Annotated in this window: 18 protein-coding genes; 10 read left to right on the top strand and 8 right to left on the bottom strand. The window is 45.0% G+C overall.

Annotation, left to right across the window (positions count from 1 at the left end):
• The first annotated feature begins 579 nt into the window (after positions 1-579).
• Entirely contained in the window at positions 580-1,938 is a 1,359-nt protein-coding gene (locus J2X75_RS13695) for an amino acid permease (RefSeq protein WP_310337203.1), read from the top strand.
• A gap of 59 nt (positions 1,939-1,997) precedes the next feature.
• Here J2X75_RS13695 and J2X75_RS13690 read toward each other — a convergent pair whose 3' ends face one another.
• The gene (locus J2X75_RS13690) at positions 1,998-3,182 is read right to left on the bottom strand and encodes a serine hydrolase domain-containing protein (protein WP_310337201.1); all 1,185 of its coding nucleotides are present in this window, start codon (positions 3,180-3,182) and stop codon (positions 1,998-2,000) included.
• 170 nt (positions 3,183-3,352) lie between these two features.
• Between J2X75_RS13690 and J2X75_RS13685 the strand changes: the two genes are divergently transcribed.
• Positions 3,353-3,805, top strand: a complete 453-nt coding sequence (locus J2X75_RS13685; RefSeq protein ID WP_310337200.1) for an Lrp/AsnC family transcriptional regulator — start codon at positions 3,353-3,355, stop codon at positions 3,803-3,805.
• A 94-nt stretch (positions 3,806-3,899) separates the two neighbouring features.
• Here the strand turns inward: J2X75_RS13685 and J2X75_RS13680 are convergent, their stop codons facing one another.
• From J2X75_RS13680 to J2X75_RS13665, 4 genes are all read right to left on the bottom strand, one after another.
• Positions 3,900-5,105 (bottom strand): MFS transporter, encoded by a 1,206-nt coding sequence (locus J2X75_RS13680; RefSeq protein WP_310337199.1) that lies wholly within the window; start codon positions 5,103-5,105, stop codon positions 3,900-3,902.
• Positions 5,106-5,230: 125 nt separating this feature from the next.
• Entirely contained in the window at positions 5,231-6,094 is an 864-nt protein-coding gene (locus J2X75_RS13675) for an alpha/beta fold hydrolase (protein WP_310337198.1), read from the bottom strand.
• A gap of 56 nt (positions 6,095-6,150) precedes the next feature.
• Positions 6,151-6,573 (bottom strand): MarR family winged helix-turn-helix transcriptional regulator, encoded by a 423-nt coding sequence (locus J2X75_RS13670; protein WP_310337197.1) that lies wholly within the window; start codon positions 6,571-6,573, stop codon positions 6,151-6,153.
• Between the two features lie 116 nt (positions 6,574-6,689).
• Positions 6,690-7,754 carry an ABC transporter substrate-binding protein gene (locus J2X75_RS13665; protein ID WP_310337195.1) on the bottom strand — a complete coding sequence of 355 codons (1,065 nt, stop codon included), beginning with the start codon at positions 7,752-7,754 and terminating at the stop codon, positions 6,690-6,692.
• 166 nt (positions 7,755-7,920) lie between these two features.
• Here J2X75_RS13665 and J2X75_RS13660 point away from each other — a divergent pair, with 166 nt between their 5' ends.
• Both J2X75_RS13660 and J2X75_RS13655 read left to right on the top strand, forming a co-directional pair.
• A complete protein-coding gene (locus J2X75_RS13660) occupies positions 7,921-8,997 on the top strand; it encodes a FecCD family ABC transporter permease (protein ID WP_211081028.1) in 1,077 nt (358 codons plus the stop codon).
• A 2-nt stretch (positions 8,998-8,999) separates the two neighbouring features.
• Entirely contained in the window at positions 9,000-9,767 is a 768-nt protein-coding gene (locus J2X75_RS13655; RefSeq protein ID WP_310337194.1) for an ABC transporter ATP-binding protein, read from the top strand.
• 151 nt (positions 9,768-9,918) lie between these two features.
• Here the strand turns inward: J2X75_RS13655 and J2X75_RS13650 are convergent, their stop codons facing one another.
• On the bottom strand, positions 9,919-10,551 hold the full coding sequence (locus J2X75_RS13650) for a DUF421 domain-containing protein (RefSeq protein WP_310337193.1): 633 nt from the start codon (positions 10,549-10,551) through the stop codon (positions 9,919-9,921).
• 154 nt (positions 10,552-10,705) lie between these two features.
• Between J2X75_RS13650 and rnhA the strand changes: the two genes are divergently transcribed.
• The 5 genes from rnhA to J2X75_RS13625 all read left to right on the top strand — a co-directional run bounded on the left by rnhA (position 10,706) and on the right by J2X75_RS13625 (position 14,972).
• Entirely contained in the window at positions 10,706-11,359 is a 654-nt protein-coding gene (rnhA, locus tag J2X75_RS13645) for a ribonuclease H (RefSeq protein WP_105599793.1), read from the top strand.
• A gap of 210 nt (positions 11,360-11,569) precedes the next feature.
• Entirely contained in the window at positions 11,570-12,439 is an 870-nt protein-coding gene (locus J2X75_RS13640; protein ID WP_310337189.1) for an alpha/beta fold hydrolase, read from the top strand.
• A 299-nt stretch (positions 12,440-12,738) separates the two neighbouring features.
• Positions 12,739-13,728, top strand: a complete 990-nt coding sequence (locus J2X75_RS13635; RefSeq protein ID WP_310337188.1) for a serine/threonine protein kinase — start codon at positions 12,739-12,741, stop codon at positions 13,726-13,728.
• A 232-nt stretch (positions 13,729-13,960) separates the two neighbouring features.
• The gene (imm48, locus tag J2X75_RS13630) at positions 13,961-14,401 is read left to right on the top strand and encodes an Imm48 family immunity protein (RefSeq protein ID WP_310337186.1); all 441 of its coding nucleotides are present in this window, start codon (positions 13,961-13,963) and stop codon (positions 14,399-14,401) included.
• Between the two features lie 31 nt (positions 14,402-14,432).
• The gene (locus tag J2X75_RS13625) at positions 14,433-14,972 is read left to right on the top strand and encodes an RNA 2'-phosphotransferase (RefSeq protein ID WP_310337184.1); all 540 of its coding nucleotides are present in this window, start codon (positions 14,433-14,435) and stop codon (positions 14,970-14,972) included.
• Between the two features lie 168 nt (positions 14,973-15,140).
• Here J2X75_RS13625 and J2X75_RS13620 read toward each other — a convergent pair whose 3' ends face one another.
• Together J2X75_RS13620 and J2X75_RS13615 are read right to left on the bottom strand one after the other, a co-directional pair.
• The gene (locus J2X75_RS13620) at positions 15,141-15,998 is read right to left on the bottom strand and encodes an SDR family oxidoreductase (RefSeq protein ID WP_310337183.1); all 858 of its coding nucleotides are present in this window, start codon (positions 15,996-15,998) and stop codon (positions 15,141-15,143) included.
• A 110-nt stretch (positions 15,999-16,108) separates the two neighbouring features.
• Complete coding sequence (locus J2X75_RS13615) at positions 16,109-16,534, bottom strand: Rrf2 family transcriptional regulator (RefSeq protein WP_221821910.1); 426 nt, start codon at positions 16,532-16,534, stop codon at positions 16,109-16,111.
• Between the two features lie 423 nt (positions 16,535-16,957).
• Between J2X75_RS13615 and J2X75_RS13610 the strand changes: the two genes are divergently transcribed.
• Positions 16,958-17,434, top strand: coding sequence for a DUF6790 family protein (locus tag J2X75_RS13610; RefSeq protein WP_026080959.1), 477 nt, complete (start codon positions 16,958-16,960; stop codon positions 17,432-17,434).
• The last annotated feature ends 48 nt before the right edge of the window (positions 17,435-17,482 follow it).

Genomic DNA, 17,482 nt, shown 5'->3' with positions numbered 1-17,482 from the left:
GACCTAAATAAAGGAATTTCCATTCCCGTTGAAGAATATCTTTTACACTGACCAATTTAATATATAAGGAGTAAATCATAATGAAGCAGCTTTTTCAGAAAACTCCACTGTGGTTTTTGTTGATCTGGATTGTAGGATTTATGATGATTGTGTTCAACTCGTTCCAATCAAACTCGGGTACCATTAACTTGCTTGCATTATTCATAATTAATGTTGCTAATGCTATTCGAATTTGGAAAAATGAACGTTCGTTAGCAATTACCTTTTTAGTTGTTGCCACTCTATGCTTGGCTTATATTTTAGTATACTTCTATAGATATGTATAATCAGCATGACATGGCATGGGAATAACAAAGGAATGTACATAGGCTGATGATAATATGGATCGGATGCAACTCAAGATTATAAAAGCCAGGGACATACGAGCGTATCAATAGGTCACCTCTTACAAAGGTGGCCTATTTGCTGTGCAAAAAAATATATAAATGAGGGATATGTATTCTGAGCAGATTATTATATGATGAGTAATATTATTTTTCATCGTAGAGAGCATTTGCAGAAAGAGAGTGGTGGTTGATCATGCAGCAAGAAACGTTAACAAGGGGATTAAAGAACCGACATGTGCAGTTGATGGCGATCGGAGGTGCGATCGGTACAGGTCTGTTCCTCGGAGCAGGCAAAACGATCCAGCTGACAGGGCCATCCATCTTGCTGGCCTACATCATTACGGGTGTTGTGTTGTTCCTGATCATGCGTGCATTGGGGGAGCTGCTGTTAAGCAACTTGCAGTATCATTCCTTTGTCGATTTTGTGCGCGATTACTTGGGAAATATGGCGGCATTTATTACAGGCTGGACCTACTGGTTCTGTTGGATTTCCATTGCCATGGCTGATATTACGGCAGTTGGTTTATATACGCAGTTTTGGTTTCCGAATGTACCTCAGTGGATGCCAGGGTTAATTGCGTTAGTCATTTTGCTAATCATGAACTTGGCAACGGTCAAGTTGTTTGGGGAGATGGAATTCTGGTTTGCCCTGATTAAAGTCGTGGCCATTCTGGCACTTATTGTTGTAGGTTTATATATGATCTTCAAAGGTTTTGCAACGGATCAGGGTCCAGCGAGCTTCACCAATCTGTGGAGTCATGGGGGATGGTTCCCGAATGGACTGCATGGGTTCATCATATCGTTCCAGATGGTAGTGTTCGCCTTTGTAGGCATGGAACTGGTGGGACTCACAGCAGGGGAAACGGAGAACCCGGAGAAGGTTATTCCGAGAGCAATTAACCAGATCCCGATCCGGGTACTGCTCTTCTATGTTGGCGCACTGCTGATTATTATGAGTATCTACCCGTGGAACGCCATTGTGCCGACTGAAAGTCCATTTGTACAGGTGTTTGCTGCTGTGGGAATTGCGGCTGCTGCCGGAATTGTGAACTTCGTGGTACTGACTTCCGCAGCATCGGCTTGTAACAGTGCCATTTTCAGTACAAGCCGTATGGTGTTCTCCATGGCAAAGGATCACAACGCACCCGAGTCATTTGCACGTCTGAATAACAGGAAGGTTCCTTCCAACGCGCTGTTTTTCTCCACGATTGTTATTTTGATCGCGATTGTTCTGAACTATATCATGCCAGAAGGCGTATTTACGCTGATCACGAGCGTGTCGACCGTGTGTTTCATCTTTGTCTGGGGTATCATGGTGATCTGTCATCTCAGATATCGTCGTACTCAGCCGGAACTGGCGAGTCGTAGCCGCTTCAAACTGCCACTATATCCGTTCTCGAACTACTTGATCCTGGCGTTTCTGGCGTTTGTGCTGGTGGTATTGGCATTGGCCGAGGATACGCGTGTGGCACTGTTTGTCACGCCGGTGTGGTTTATCCTGGTTGCCGGGATCTACCTTCTCAAAAAGAGAAATTTGAGCAGTAACAGATAGTAGGTCTTACCATTGTCGCCAAATAAAGCCGCCCAATGATATTGGGCGGTTATTCGTATTTAAATTCTTGCAGCCCCTTTGCTTTCACGAATGCCTGCGTAGATGGCATCACAGATATCGGTTGTATACTGGCCCGACATCCCTTCAAGTGCCGTGTTGGTGAATGCTGCAACACTAAGTTCTTCTTTTGGATCAACAAACCAGGAATGGCCGTAAGTTCCACCCATTCGCCACGTACCCGCTGATTCCGGTGTACCAGCTGCGACAGGATCTTTAAGTACGGTAAAACCAAGGCCAAACCCTCTGCCTGGCCAGTATGGCATCACGAGATCACCGATTTGATTGGTAGACATCTCAGCCGCAACGGCTTCTGTAAGGAGAGGCTGTCCCCCTTGTCGCAATGCTTCAAGTAAAGTAAGAAAATCTCCGGTACTTCCAACCATACCCGCTCCGCCCGAAAAGTAAGCAGAAGTATGGTTCGCACGATTGGGTGACAGTCGGAAGCCAGCAGTACCCTCAATAAAAGGAATCAGCTCCAACTCCTTATGAAGAAGACACGGTTCTTCAGAACCATTAACATATGCGGCTGTCAATCGTTCCGAATCCACCGCAACAAAGTCAGTGTCGGTCATGTGGAGTGGATGAGTAACCAGCGTTTGGACAGCTTCTCGTAGTGACATCCCAGTTACCTTTTCGATAACGGCACCAAGTACATCTGTCGCAATGGAATATCTCCACATGTTGCCTGGCTCATACAAAAGAGGAGCAGAAGCCAGCCTCTGCAGATTCTCCTCCAGACTCATTTCAGACCAATCCATTCCGTCCGATACTCCTGCAAGCTCATAGGTTCCCTGATCTTCTTGGAAGAAACGGTATGTCAAGCCTGCGGTGTGCGTCATCAACTGATGTACTGTTATTAAAGCATCCTGACCATTAGCAAGTTTGGGCCTGAATGCAGGAAGCCAGCGGGTCACCGGATCATGCAGACTCAGCTTTCCTTGTGAGATTAATGCCAGAGCTGCTGTCGAGACAATAGGTTTGGTTACGGAAGCAAGTCGAAACAGAGCGTTTTCCGACATGGTGCGTTTTTTCTCCCTGTCTGCGAAACCAGCAGCCCGGCTATATACCAGTTCCCCTCCTAATGCAACCTGTACAACTGTTCCTACGATTCTTTTTTCGCTTAGAGCGCGGTCAATGGCTTCATCCACATAATTATGCAATGTCGTCATGTCTTCTTTTCCCATGTTTATCTTCCTCTCACCAACTGAGGTATTTGATTTCTCGTGTTAACTGTGTTTATTATATAAATGATTGATCTTGTATTACATAGTTTGTTAAAGGCATTATAATGAATTGGCGAATATACTTAAGGTAATTTCTGAATATATCTTATGTATTTAAAGGAGTGGATCAAATGGACGAAATAGATCAGCATATTCTGTATCACTTGGAGAATCAGGCGAGATTATCCATGACCGAACTAGGCAAATTAGTAGGATTATCTCAACCAGCTGTTACTGAGCGAGTCAAACGAATGGAAGAAAAGGGGGTTATCGAGGAATATCGAACCGTAATCTCCCCATCCAAATTGGGCAAGCAGAGCACAGCATATGTTCTCTTTCGTACGCGGGATTGTTATCCCTTCCTGGATTTCTGTCGTGCGTCACCTGAAGTTGTGGAATGTTATCGGATAAGCGGGGAGTACAATTACTTGCTGAAAATCCTCACAGACACCATTCAGGGACTCGAGGAGTTTGAGAACAAGTGTGATCCGTACGGTACTTACATGACTTTAATCACCATGTCTTCTCCAATTGCACATAAGAATCTCGTGGAAGGACCAAATCTGTTGGCACAGGCAGAATAAGATTCTGGTCTTTAAAATGAAAAACAGAAGAGGAGTCCACATCAAGTGAACTCCTATTTCCTCCTGCGTGTAACCAATGCAAAATGCCTTCCTGTTAATTTGCTCTGGTAAATCCATATTTATAAGCACGCATAGCTACAAGCAACGCAGGAATGAGCAAGATAAACAGCGCCCCAGAAAGGTATCCTGCTCCAAATACTTCAAGAAGGATGCCCCCGATGATGCCTCCTCCGCCAATCGCCAGATTCCATGCTGTAACCAGCATCGATTGGGCGACATCTGTGCTTTTGCCTCCAGCTTGAGCGATGGCAGTCTGTAACAGTGTCGCGGCCCCGCCAAACGTAAGTCCCCAAATCATGATGCCAAGGATAATCATCACAGGTTGATCAGTACCGACTCCCATCACGACAGACGCGAGAGCGAATGCTGCCAGACTGATGATCACTAATCTTCTCAAAAATCGGTCAATGAGCATTCCGGTTAACCAGATTCCCATAATGGAAGTGATACCGAAAATGAGCAAAATCAAGTCTACTCTGTTTGCAAATACGGTCTGGGCAAGGTATGGGGAAATATAGGTGTAAAGGATATTATGGGCCAGCATCCAGGCCAGAACAACAAACAGAATGGGCCTAACTCCGGGAATTAAAAACACCTTATGCAGTGGAAGACGTTCCCCAGCCGGTTCTCCTGCAAAATCCGGCATTTTCCAGAGAACCCATACGATTAAAGCTGCGGTCAGAAGAGATACAATCCCGAAGATGAGGCGCCAGCCGATATAAGAACTGAGAAAACTGCCAATTGGGACACCAAGGGCTAACGCCACCGGTGTGCCGACCATAGCCACCGCCATGGCCTTGCCTTTTAACGAATCCGGGACCATCCGACGAGCATAACCTGCTGTCATTCCCCATAACACACCCGCAGAGACCCCGGCCATAAAACGAGCAGCAAGTGTCAGGATATAATCTGAGGATAAGGCTGTAACGGTGTTAAAGACAAGAAAGCCACCGATGCATACCAGCAGAAGAGGTCGGCGTCTCCATCCACGTGTAGCAGCAGTCAAGGGAATGGCAGCAACAAGTGATCCAATGGCATAAAGAGTCACCAACTGTCCAGTGAGGGATTCGGTGACCCCCAAGTCTTTTGCAATTTGCGGCAGCAGTCCCGCAGGCAGGCTTTCAGTGAGGATGCAAATGAAGCCAGCCATGGCTAAAGCAAGTAGTCCCGCCCACGGAAGGCGTTCTGAAGATATGGAAGGCAGCTCCCTTTGCTTGGGGAGGGATGTGTTAATGGCCATGAATTAAAACCTCTTTTCTTATTGTTTAATCCTATCCAGAACTATGCATATAAGCTTATCTAAAAAAAACAAACTTTTGCATACAGGATTAAAGGTAAGAAGGAGGTCTTAACATGGTATTTATTTTATTTTGTGAGTTTTTCCGTTAATTCAAAAGGGTGCTGTCTGTTCAACCATTCAAGAATGAGTTTGACAGGTTCCAAGTACCGTTGGCCTACCAGTAAACCCGTATGGGTTGTATCCCAAAGTCCGGCATATGTAGCGCCCAGCTGCTTGGCAGTTAATTGGCCTCTCTGATCTTCGTCTTCACAGGAAACAGCCTTGATCACCAAGCTGGGACAATGGATTAGGTCGCCATTAATGGATATTCCATCGGCTCCACACAGGGCTGAAAAGGTAGCAAATGCCTTCGCAGATTCCGTTTGCAGATATTTTCGCTGAAAAGCAATGTCTTCTGCCGTCTCATCTATACTGGTCAGTTCATCACGGACAGGTGCAGGCATGATGATGTCCGATACGGTGGCTCGATCTGTTTCAGGATAAGGCACGGCGTCGTGGACCTCTTTGCTTATACTGGCATCAATTACAACCAGGCCTGCGAGAGTAACGGTTTCGGCAATCTTTTGACTGAGAATCCCACCCATGCTGAAGCCAATAAGAACGGGAGGTTCGTTGATCCCGGCTAACACTTCACGAATATCCTCCAAATAATCGTCAAACGTAATCTTTGTCATGTCCATGACCCGACTCATGTAATGACTTCTCAAGTTCATGACATAACAGGTCCAACCCTGCTGGACAAAGTGGGGGATGTATTTGCCCCACATCCAGCTGCCTGTATAGGCACCGTGAAGAAACAGCAGTGGGGGCTTCTTGGTCACTGTTTCGGCATCATAAATCGGGGGTCCTTTGAATATTTCCAAGTGTAAATCATGTTCTCCGATCTTCTTGACCTCATGAATCGGTAATAATTTTGTGTAATCTGTCATACTAAAAACCTCCTCCAAGATATTTGTTTGATATCAAACTATTTCTCCAAAAAAAATTAAAAGTTGCCATGAATTTTCATTAAAATTCGAAGCAGTTCTTTTTTCTCCGCTTCCGTAACGTCCGCATAGAACGCGTCCAGCATGCGCTGCGATAGCTCTTCAAAGACAGGCTTTAATTCTTCTCCTTTTGTAGTCAACGCCACATGAACAACTCGTGAATCTGTTGCATCACGCTCCTTAACGACGTATCCTGTCCGCACCAATTTGTCCACAAGTGCAGTCACCGTGGATTTATCCTTGCCAATTTTTTTGGCGATTTCAGCCATGGTCATCCTATGATTATTGTACAGGGCATAGATAATATCCCCATGGGACGTGGCGAGATCCTGGATTCCCTGCTCAGCCATCTCGGCCAGGATGAAGCGGTTGACCTTCTCTTTAATTTTGGATATGAGTGAAATAGCGTCTCTTGTTTTCATATGTGTAATATAGTTTGTTATCAAACTAATGTCAAGCATTGATCAAGGAATTATTGCATGCGCAGTATAGTAAAGGAGCAGTGAGAGTTTCTTCTCCTGCTCCTTTGCTCCAGTTACTACTTGATTGGATTAGCTTTCATTTCCTGTCCCATTTTCTCAATACCATCCAGAATCTGATATCCATAACCCCAGAACTGGCTGAAATCTGTGACATAGATCTGTTTGTTCTTGATTGCATTCATACTTTGCAGGGCAGGATTGGCATACAGATTTTGAATCAGCTTGTCGATATCCGGTGAACCGGCATACGCAGACAAGAGAAGATAGTCCGGGTTCGCTGTGATCAATTGCTCAACACTAACCTCACCTTGCACACCATCAAACGTATTTTTCAACTTCAGCAGGCCAAGTGCATCAAGCTGATATGTATCTTTCTGCATGCTGCTTACCGTTATGGTGTCTTCCGTAGCAGGTACGATGTAGGCAAAAGTATGCTCAGGCTGATCGGCTACACTTGCCTTAATGGCTTCAACACGAGTCTTCAGACTTTCCGTGAATGTTGCGGCATTATCTTGAACGTCAAAGATCTGCCCAAGTTGTGCAATATCACTATACAGGCTATCAAGTGAGCCTTTGTGATTCGTCGTTTGCAGGAACGTGCGGATATTCATGTCATTCAATCCATCGACGGTACCCACGCCCCAGTCTGCATCAGCGAACAGGTCGCCCCGTCCGAGTACCAGATCCGGGCTTGCGCCTACAACCAGCTCTTTACCTACATAATCCTTGGATAGTACCGGAATTTTGGCGAAATCATCAGCCACATCTGGTGTAACCGAACCATATAGAGCAGCAACACCGACCATTTTATCGGTCAGACCCAATTTGATGAGCATCTCAGCCGCAGATTGGGTATTCGCAACAACACGTTCAGGTGCTTTATCGAATACTTGCACTTTGGGTTTCCACTCGCCGCCCTCACCCGAAATTGTGAAATTCTCAATGGTGAGCGGGTACGTCGTTTTATTTGTATTCTCAGCAGAAGCTGAAGTTTCTGTCGTGTTAGTTGTTGAAGTTGTTTCTTCGGCAGGGGAAGAAGTTGAAGCATTCGAACAGGCTGCAAGCAGCAGTAACAGGAGACTTAGAGCAGCGAAGCCAATGGTTCTGGATGTGAATTTCATTCAATGATGAACCCCTTTTCTATGTGTTTTGAATTGACAAAGATAATCATTCTCAATTATAATCCGAGAAAATGCTTTGTAAATAGCTAAATTTAATATGTTCTACATTTTACATGAATTGATGGGGGAAGAGATGGTACAGACTGTTCAGGTTCAGACGCAGCGTATGGGAAAAAGAGAGTCTCTGATTCATAGTAAATCCGGGTTTGCTTTACTGATTGCAGCTTTAATCATGATTACGCTTATATCCGTAGGTATTGCAGTTTCCATTGGACAGGTACAAATTCCACTGGCGGAGTCATATCGTATTCTTTTATACAAATTAACGGGATTTCAGTGGGGGACAACACCCATTGAGGCAGGTTCCTTTACCGATATCATTTGGCAGATTCGTTTCCCGCGTGTGCTGATGGCGATGTTTATCGGTGCAGGTTTGGCCTTGTGCGGTGCTGTTATGCAGGCTGCTGTGCAGAATCCGCTCGCTGATCCTTACATACTGGGTATATCCTCAGGCGCTTCACTTGGAGCAACCTTTGCCATTCTCATTGGATTCGGTGCGATTGGATGGCTAGGTCAGACGGGGGTGGCTTTCTGGGCCTTTGCCGGTGCGATGGGTGCGTCCTTACTGGTCCTGACTTTGGCAGGGATTCGGGGGAAAATGACGTCGGTCAAGCTAGTGCTTGCCGGAATGGTGATTAACGCGTTATGCAGCGCTTTTTCGAACTTTATCATTTATTTTGCCAACAATGCTGAAGGCATCAAAACGGTGACATTCTGGACTATGGGCAGCCTGGCGGCTTCCGGATGGAACAAGCTTCCACTCGTAGGGATTGTTGTACTGGTGGCGATTCTATTCTTCCTTTTACAGTCCAGAGTTCTCAATACGATGTTATTGGGGGATGAAGCGGCCGTTACACTGGGCATTAATCTGAGTGTGTACCGCAGGGTGTACATGCTGTTAACCGCTTTGGTGACAGGTGTTATGGTGGCGAGCTGTGGCATGATTGGTTTTGTCGGACTCATTATTCCGCATATCGTCAGAGGTCTGGTGGGTTCCGACCATCGTAAGGTGATGCCTGTATCCGTGCTGTTTGGAGCCATTTTCCTCATCTGGACGGATGTTATTGCACGATCCCTCATATCCAGCGTGGAGTTGCCAATCGGTATTATTACGGCCATGATTGGTGCACCAATGTTTATGTATATGCTGGTCAAAAAAGGCTACGGTTTTGGAGGAAATTAAACATGAAGCTGAACGTAGAAAATGTATCCATCTCTGTGCTGAACACGGACATCATCAAGGATATTTCATTACAGGTGAACGGTAAACAGTTCGTTGGACTGATCGGACCCAATGGTTGTGGCAAGTCAACGCTGCTCAAGAGCATTTATAAAGTGATCAAACCTCAGCAAGGCAAGGTTTTTCTGGACAATACCGATATTCTCAAATCCAGTCCAAAGCTTGTTTCCAGACACATGGGTGTTGTTGGCCAGTTTAATGAATTGAGTTTTGATTTTACGGTGCGCGAGATGGTAATGATGGGGCGTACCCCGCACAAAAAAATGCTGGAGACGGATAATGAACGTGACCATGAAATCGTCGAGCAGGCTTTGGAAAAAGTACATCTGACTGGACATGCAGACCGTAATTACGTGTCTCTGTCTGGTGGAGAGAAACAGCGTGTCGTATTGGCGCGTGTCTTGGCACAGCAACCCCAATTCCTGATTCTGGACGAGCCGACGAACCATTTGGACATCAAATACCAACTTCAGATTCTAAATCTTGTCCGTGGACTCGGCATTGGCATATTGGCAGCGCTGCATGATCTTGAACTCGCCGCAGAATATTGCGATTATCTCTATGTGGTGAAAAAGGGCCAGATTGTGGTCCATGGCAAACCGGCTGATATTCTGACTCGCGAGATGATTGGTGAGGTATTTGATGTCGATTGTGAAATCTATAAGAATCCGGTTACGGGTGGCCTGGGCATTGCGTACCTGAGTACACGTTGATTCGGACGGCAAAATTGGGTACCAAATCCCTGGGTTTTATGTGAGCCTTGGAAGTATCAATCTAAAGTGAAAATAGACCGTGCCTGTTGGAGCGATGTTGTTGAGTGCTCACAGGGCCGGTCTTTTGTTTTTAGGTGGGGGTAGGGATCAACTATTGAAGCTTCGGGTCGACGGGCTGAGCATGAGCACCTTTGCTGACTTCTTGGAAAATATCTGTGGAGTTATCGCTAGGCGTTGAAGACTTGCTACTGTTGTTTTGTTGGGGGTGTTCTCCCGTTGCTGGACTACTACCTGTAATCGCATAACTTCGCAGGATCTCCTCCAGATCTCCAATCGTCACGGGACGAGCATGTCGTTTCAGGACATAACCGAGTTGACCATTGGACTCCACGGTTGCCGTCTCCAGATCATCTACACTTGTAATTCCGTTTTGCCGCATATGCATCTCGAGCTGATCTATCGTATAACGCATGCGTTTCAGATTAGGGATAATGACCTTTCCGTTTTCTACCACGATTTTTGAACTGCCACTCACTAACCGTTCAAAAATATTAAATTTCAATTGCAGTTGTTCCACCACAAGCAATGTCGCGATAAATACCGCCGCCGATCCAATTGCTTTACCAAGCTCATGATTCGCAATAGGCTGCACTATCGTTGTTCCGATGGAGATCATGATGACCGTTGTGGCAACACTCATCTGCGAGATCGACTTGCGTCCTGCAATTCGCAGCAGAATCATGCCGATAAGTACAAGTAAAACAGATTTCCATATCCAGTCCATACGTATATTCCTTTCTATTACAGTATGCGCTTTGCTTCTTAGGCTGTTCTGGAGTTGGAGGAATTATGCAGATGGCTAAATCGATAGCTTTCATTCCCCCCACCGGATCGTTTACAATAGGGTATTGATGAAGTGAACAAAGGAGCGGGTCACAGTGGCAAAACAGAAATACTATGTTGTCTGGGAAGGCAAGAAGCCGGGTGTGTATAACACATGGGCGGATTGCAAAGCGCAGACGGATCATTATACTGGAGCAAAATATAAATCCTATGAGTCCAAAGCAGCCGCAGAAGAAGCGTATCGTGCTGGATGGAAAGGGAACTGGGGTTCAAGTGCAGGCGGAGCGTCGAAGACAAAGTCGGCTGGTAGCGGTAGAAGCGCAGGCATGGAAACGTCGGAGGAAGTGGATTATGACAGCATCTCTGTTGATGTGGGCACACGTGGTAACCCCGGACCTGTAGAATACAAAGGGGTAGACACCCGCACTGGTGAGATTATTTTCTCCGTTGGACCGATCTCCAAAGGCACGAACAATCTGGGCGAATTCCTGGCCATTGTACATGCCCTCGCACATCTGAAAAAAGAAGGCAGCAGCAAAACGGTGTATACGGACTCGGTCAATGCCATGAAATGGCTAAAGCAGAAAAAAGTAGCTACAACGTTACCAAGAGACAACTCCACGGAAGAAATCTGGCTGATGATTGATCGTGCGGAGCAGTGGCTCCAGACGAATACGTACAGCAATAAAGTGCTAAAATGGCAGACCAAGCAGTGGGGCGAAATCAAGGCGGATTACGGCCGAAAATAAGTATATTTTTTTTAGATGAGCCCTTTATTTCTGGTCTATTAGAATCGTTATTTACAATTTCCAGTTTCCGCTCTATAATCATCTGAATATGATTAGTTAAACATATGGAGGAGCCTGTCATCTGCAGGCCCTCTTTATCTTTTTGGTCCATCGATTAGCAAGTCCATTCAATAGAATGGGGTATTTGAGTATATATTGCAGGAGGCAGACATGGGTTCCATTTATAGAAGTGAAGAAGGCAAGAGCAGCATTCTTGAAGAGTATGAGATTTATTTGAACGAGTTGGGTGAGGAATTTACTCGGGAGTACGTAGAGACACGTTTTGGAAAGACGCATGTTCTACTAACCGGTCCTTTAGATGGCAAGCCGTTATTTATTCTCCAGGGCGGTAATTGTGTGAACCCGATGACATTGTCATGGTTCTCTTCTTTATTTAAAGAATACCGGATTATTGCTCCTGATACGATTGGTCATCCTGGTTATAGTGAGGAAGCGAGTATCTCCACACGGTTTGATAGTTTGGCATTATGGGTATCCGATCTGTTAGATCACTATGATATTGAAAAAAGTGCATTTATCGGTCCATCGTTTGGAGGAGGCATTATCCTCAGACTGGCTACCTATATTCCGGAACGCATCTCGTGTGCCGTATTGGTTGCTCCTGCGGGTCTTGCGGTCAATTCCAAAATTAAAACAGCTCAGGATATCACGTTGCCGCTCGTCAAGTATCGGATGACGTCTTCACCATCTTCCTTGCAAAAAATTACGGACAACATGTCGTGCAACTGCATGAAAGAAATGGATAAAAACATTATCGGTAAACTTTTTAAATACGTCAGCATAGATCAGGATCTGCCCAAGCTTACGGAGCGGGAAGAACTGGTGAATTATACGTCACCAACCTTGTTATTGGTAGGGGAGAAGGATGTCTTTTTCCCTGCAGATAAGTGTATTGAGCGAGCTCAAAAGATTATTACGAATGTAAAAGCCATCAAGTATGATACAGGACATTTCCCTTCACAGGACGTATTGGTTCAGATGAACGAGGAAATCGGGCATTTTTTACAGAATAATTATTAATAAAAGCTGCAAATGAAGGATAAAAAATGTTTTTCTCCAGTTTAATAAAGTAATTACATCCATCTGTCGATACTCTATATAAGAGAATACTTTTCTTCTATAGAATAGTGTGGATAGAGATTAGCAGTAGATCGTAGAAGGCTTGAACTCATTAATATTTAAATATTTCGCGTTAAGGTGTTTCAAATTGCATCATTTGGTTTATATGTATAGTTGGCAATGAATTGCTGACTGGTTGAACCAAATGATGCATTTACGCGGAAAGTCTTCCGATCGACAAGGTTGAAAAGAGGTCTGTTATGAGAAAAGACAATTGCAAAATGGCATTGCAGCGCAATGTAATTATAAATGATACATATCAGGTAAGACAGGTATTAGCCAGCAGTGAGTTGGCTATTGTATATGCAGGGCGAGATCGTAACACGGGTGCCAAGGTAGCCATTAAGGAATTCTTCCCACAGAGACTGGCTGAACGTCAGGCAGACAAGCGGAGAGTGTTCTGTTCTTCACGAGGATATGGTGGGCAATATCAGGAGTTACTGGCTGCATTTCTGCTCGAAGGTGAACTGTTATCGAAACTGGACCATCCTCATATTGTTTCGTATTTGGATCATTTTGAAGCGAATGATACGGGGTATCTCGTTATGGAATACTGCACGGGAATCACATTGACCGAGTATTTGAATGAACATAATCATGCTCTTGATGCTGCCTTCATAACGGAGACGCTGCTTCCACTGGTTGATACATTGGATTACATACATAAGCAAGGCATTCTTCACAGGGATGTGAAACCTTCCAACATTATGGTTATGGAAGATGGTACACCCAAACTTCTGGACTTTGGCTCAGCTACCCGTTGGCCTATGCAATCCGGAGAAAAACAGGTGATATTTACATCGGCAGGTTATTCTCCGCTGGAGTTCTATTCGGAGAAATCCAGTCAGGGACCGATGTCGGACATCTATAGTTTGGCAGCTCTGCTCCATTATTGGACATGCGGGCAACCCCCTATGGACGTGAAACAGCGGTTGTTCCAGGATGAATTACCATCTGTTCGCTCACATAATGAGTACGTGAATCCTTGGCTCGCTCGTGTTATTCATTGGGGGTTGACGGTTCGTTCTGAGAAACGCTGTGCTTCCTTAGCTTGGGTCAGAAGCTCGCTGCGAGTTCAAGCCTGGGTATGGAAAGTGCGCAAACCAGGTACAGTGGAATGGTCTTTAGCCGAGAATGAACATACCCAGGTCTATGAAGTGGAGTCGAAAAAGCAACATGAGACGGCTTGAATTATAACACCTCTTTTGTAGAATGGTATGTTAGATAAGCATATTCGTACAATAAATTAAACCAAGCCGACTTGTAAAAGAGGAGATTGGTTTTTTTTATTATTTATTATGTTATACGGAATTGTACCTCTTCCTAAGGATAATTTGAAACGAACACCCCAACTCCGATACAATGTTCTCATAGAGTCTGAGAGAATGGATCAAATACGGTGCAGAAATGGAGAAAACCAATATGACTGAATTTATCAACGCTGACGATATTAATGACGTAATTCTGGGTGCGGCAGCAAACGAGCTGGAGCAGATGGTGGACAAAATGTGTGAGCTGATTGGTACGCCATTGGAACAGACGACAGAACTGGAGCGTCAGGTAATGGCTGCTTTTGGTTTTGGCGCGGTGTATGGCATCACTCATCGGGATCAGCTAGCGGAGCCGCAGGCCCATGCCTTGAGCATTCGGATGCTGATTAAACCGTTTAATTACAGTGAGCAGCAGGCGGTTGATTTTGCCGATGATCTGATTCGGGTGGCTTCTGATCGTGAGGTTCATCCGGTGATGAATACGATTATCCAACGTGGGATTGATGGACACCGCCAATTCAATCAGGAAGACGCTGAAGGATTGGAACGTAACATTCAGGAGATTTTAACCGCGGTTAAATCGCAAAATTAGACGGTTTTATTAGATGTGGGAGATGATTGCATTGGATCTGATGAAATTAAGCAAGGAACTCTCATACGCTCTGCGACATGCACCATGGGAGTATGAGCTGGAACTGGACGAAGAGGGTTGGGTGGAAATCTCGCAATTGCTGGTGGCTTTACATGAAAATCCGCAGTGGAAGGAAGTCACACAAGCCGATCTGGAGCAGATGATTCAAGCCTCGGAGAAAAAGAGACATGAAACCCGTTCTGGCCGCATTCGGGCATTGTATGGACATTCGACACCTCATAAGATATCGAAAATATCTGCTGAGCCACCGGAAACCCTGTACCATGGGACCCCGGCACGCGCAGTGAATTCTATTATGGAACATGGCTTACAGCCGCGGCAAAGGCAATATGTACATTTGTCCGCAGATATCGATACGGCCAATCAAGTGGGACGAAGACGGGATGATCAGCCTGTCATTTTGAAAATCAATGCTGCTCAAGCGGCCACAGATGGAATCCTCTTTTATCATGGAAACGAAAATATCTGGCTGGCCGATCATATTCCCGCACGTTATATTCTTGAGCAGTGAGCAGCGAACAGTAACCAATGAGTGAGGAACTGTGTGGAAAGCATAAATACCTATCTCGAATTGCAGCAGTCGCAATCAACGGGTATATCGTTGTATTGATCGTTAGCTACACCAAAAAAAGGGACGCATCCAACATTGGTTGGTGTGTCCCTTTCTCATATCCAAAACTTACTTGCCTAAAATTGTTTTAATGCCTTCGCTAAGTGGCAGAGCCGGACGGCCAAGCAATTTCTCTAAAGTATCACTCTCTACAGCCAATGCGCCTTCACGGATGGCACTTTGCATATCAACAAGCATCGATACGACAAAGTCCGGTAGACCTGCGCCTTTCATGATGTCAGCGTAAGCGGCATCGTCCACGTTTTGCACGTTAATTTCTTGTCCAAGCACTTCACCAACAATGGCAGCCAGTTCAGCTTGTGTGCGTAGTTTGCCGGACAATTCATATACAGTATTCTCATGTCCTTCGCCTGCGAGTACAGCTGCAGCAGCATGGGCGTAGTCACTGCGGGTAGCCCAGCCTACTTGACTGTTGTTGGTGGCATGAACCCAAGGTGCACCTTGCGTAGCTGCTTGCACACTGCCTGCTTCATTTTCCAGGTACCAGTTGTTGCGCAGGAAGGAATACGGAATGCCGGATTCACGAATAGCTTTTTCTGTAGCGCGGTGAACTTCCGCCAGGGAAAGGGTATTTTTCTCTGCATTCACAACGCTTGTATAAGCGATGAAACCCACGCCTGCTTTCTTGGCAGCGTCCACGGCAGTCTGATGTTGGCGAATTCGCGTTTCATTGTCACCATCGGTGGAGATGAGCAACAGACGGTCTACACCGGCAAAAGCTTTCTCCAACGTCTCCGGTTGATCGAAATCACCGTGACGCACGTCAACGCCTTGAGTGCGGAGTGCTTCCGCTTTCTCTGGATTACGTACACTTACTGCCACATCCTTGGCAGAATCTGTTTTTAACAATGCCTCTACAACCAGTGAACCCAAATGACCTGTTGCGCCAGTAACCAAAATTTTCATTTTCTTTTCCTCCTATGATATGTGTTGTTGGTTGCATATGGATGTAATCAAAAATGTTATAACAGGTGTGATTACAACGAAAGGGTCAAAAAAAGCTCATAATGAGCTTTTTATTCAGAGACATGAATCTGATCCATCATCTGCTGTATGGTTACACGATTCAAGCGCTGTTCCATGGCTGTCTGAGCCTCAATGAGTTCGGCACGCAAGGTGTGTTCAATCATGTTGCCGACCGGACATTTCGGATTCGGATGTTTGTGAAAGTTAAACAATTCCCCATCCTCCACGACCTCTAGCGCTCGATATACATCGAGAAGGGTAATGTTCGCTGGATCTTTCAACAAGGAAGCACCGCCCACACCGGGTCTGACGTCAATTAGACCAGCCTGTTTCAGCTTGGACATAATCCGCCGAATAATCACGGGATTTGTATTCACACTCTGCGCGATCATATCTCCGGTGCATTCATTGGGCATAACAGCGATCAGGGACAGGGTATGAACCGCAATGGAAAAGCGACTGCTGATTTGTCTCATGGGATAATCACCACCGTTGTAACTATAATAGTTACAAAAGGATTGGTTGTCAATTCTTTTATATCAGATGTTAATTGATAGTTGCTGTTATCCTGTAATTGTATCTGACTAAACAGATGATAATTGAACTATCACCTATGTCAAATAAATGAGTTGTGGTTCTTTTGAAGCGTTAAAAAAGAAGTAGGTTTAAAACCTTTTAATGTAATAATAGGGCTAAATTCCTATTATTTTCAAGTCAAATGGAACTATATGGTTTTCTTGTTTGCGTACAGTAGAAGGAAAATGACAAAAGCTTCGACAAAATAGAAAATTATGTATTAATTGACAAATGTAAAAGCGATTATATAATGTGTGTATCTACAAGATTGTACATTTAGTTACAAATGATTCCAAATAACAAACGGCGGGAGTGGGACAGGCATGTGGTTTTTGGTTCTATGGTTGTTAGGTCTAATTTCAGGGGGAGTACACCTATATGTGTTAGGTTTTCCCGGGGAAATGAGCGAGATTAGCAGAGTATTGTTGCTTCATCAGTTTGTGGTTACGTTTGGATTGGTTGGAGTGATTGGTTATGTTGTCAACATTGCCAGAGCGGATCAGACAGCCAAAATGTTAGGATGGCCTGGTGGACCATTTCAGGTTAAATACGGTTTTTCCCAGGTAGGGCTTGGAGTTATGGGGATTATGGCCATATGGTTCCAGGGGAACTTTTGGGTTGGTGTATTGGTAACGATGTACATATACGGGTTAAGTGGTCTTTGGTCACATACTTATGTCATGATTAAAAATCGCAAGGCAGATGGAGACAGTATCGGGAATCTCATTATGGATGTGGTGTATCAAACGTTTATCACGGTTCTCTCCGTATTGGCTGGCGGAATCTGGGTAATGCACTAAGCTGTAATTGATTTTTTGCCTTACACAGCTTGAATCTCAATTAAACGA

It is taken from the genome of Paenibacillus sp. 2003 (assembly GCF_031455635.1).
GTDB lineage: Bacteria > Bacillota > Bacilli > Paenibacillales > Paenibacillaceae > Paenibacillus > Paenibacillus amylolyticus_B.
This window is presented reverse-complemented; position numbering and strand designations above follow the sequence as displayed.

Coding starts and splice junctions, on each gene's coding strand:
- J2X75_RS13670 (WP_310337197.1), bottom strand. CDS start 6,573: ATGAAAACAAGAGACGCTATTTCACTCATATCCAAAATTAAAGAGAAG.
- J2X75_RS13660 (WP_211081028.1), top strand. CDS start 7,921: ATGGGAAAAAGAGAGTCTCTGATTCATAGTAAATCCGGGTTTGCTTTA.
- J2X75_RS13640 (WP_310337189.1), top strand. CDS start 11,570: ATGGGTTCCATTTATAGAAGTGAAGAAGGCAAGAGCAGCATTCTTGAA.
- J2X75_RS13675 (WP_310337198.1), bottom strand. CDS start 6,094: ATGACAGATTACACAAAATTATTACCGATTCATGAGGTCAAGAAGATC.
- J2X75_RS13695 (WP_310337203.1), top strand. CDS start 580: ATGCAGCAAGAAACGTTAACAAGGGGATTAAAGAACCGACATGTGCAG.
- J2X75_RS13685 (WP_310337200.1), top strand. CDS start 3,353: ATGGACGAAATAGATCAGCATATTCTGTATCACTTGGAGAATCAGGCG.
- J2X75_RS13620 (WP_310337183.1), bottom strand. CDS start 15,998: ATGAAAATTTTGGTTACTGGCGCAACAGGTCATTTGGGTTCACTGGTT.
- J2X75_RS13680 (WP_310337199.1), bottom strand. CDS start 5,105: ATGGCCATTAACACATCCCTCCCCAAGCAAAGGGAGCTGCCTTCCATA.
- J2X75_RS13635 (WP_310337188.1), top strand. CDS start 12,739: ATGAGAAAAGACAATTGCAAAATGGCATTGCAGCGCAATGTAATTATA.
- J2X75_RS13655 (WP_310337194.1), top strand. CDS start 9,000: ATGAAGCTGAACGTAGAAAATGTATCCATCTCTGTGCTGAACACGGAC.
- J2X75_RS13610 (WP_026080959.1), top strand. CDS start 16,958: ATGTGGTTTTTGGTTCTATGGTTGTTAGGTCTAATTTCAGGGGGAGTA.
- J2X75_RS13690 (WP_310337201.1), bottom strand. CDS start 3,182: ATGGGAAAAGAAGACATGACGACATTGCATAATTATGTGGATGAAGCC.
- J2X75_RS13650 (WP_310337193.1), bottom strand. CDS start 10,551: ATGGACTGGATATGGAAATCTGTTTTACTTGTACTTATCGGCATGATT.
- J2X75_RS13665 (WP_310337195.1), bottom strand. CDS start 7,754: ATGAAATTCACATCCAGAACCATTGGCTTCGCTGCTCTAAGTCTCCTG.
- imm48 (WP_310337186.1), top strand. CDS start 13,961: ATGACTGAATTTATCAACGCTGACGATATTAATGACGTAATTCTGGGT.
- J2X75_RS13615 (WP_221821910.1), bottom strand. CDS start 16,534: ATGAGACAAATCAGCAGTCGCTTTTCCATTGCGGTTCATACCCTGTCC.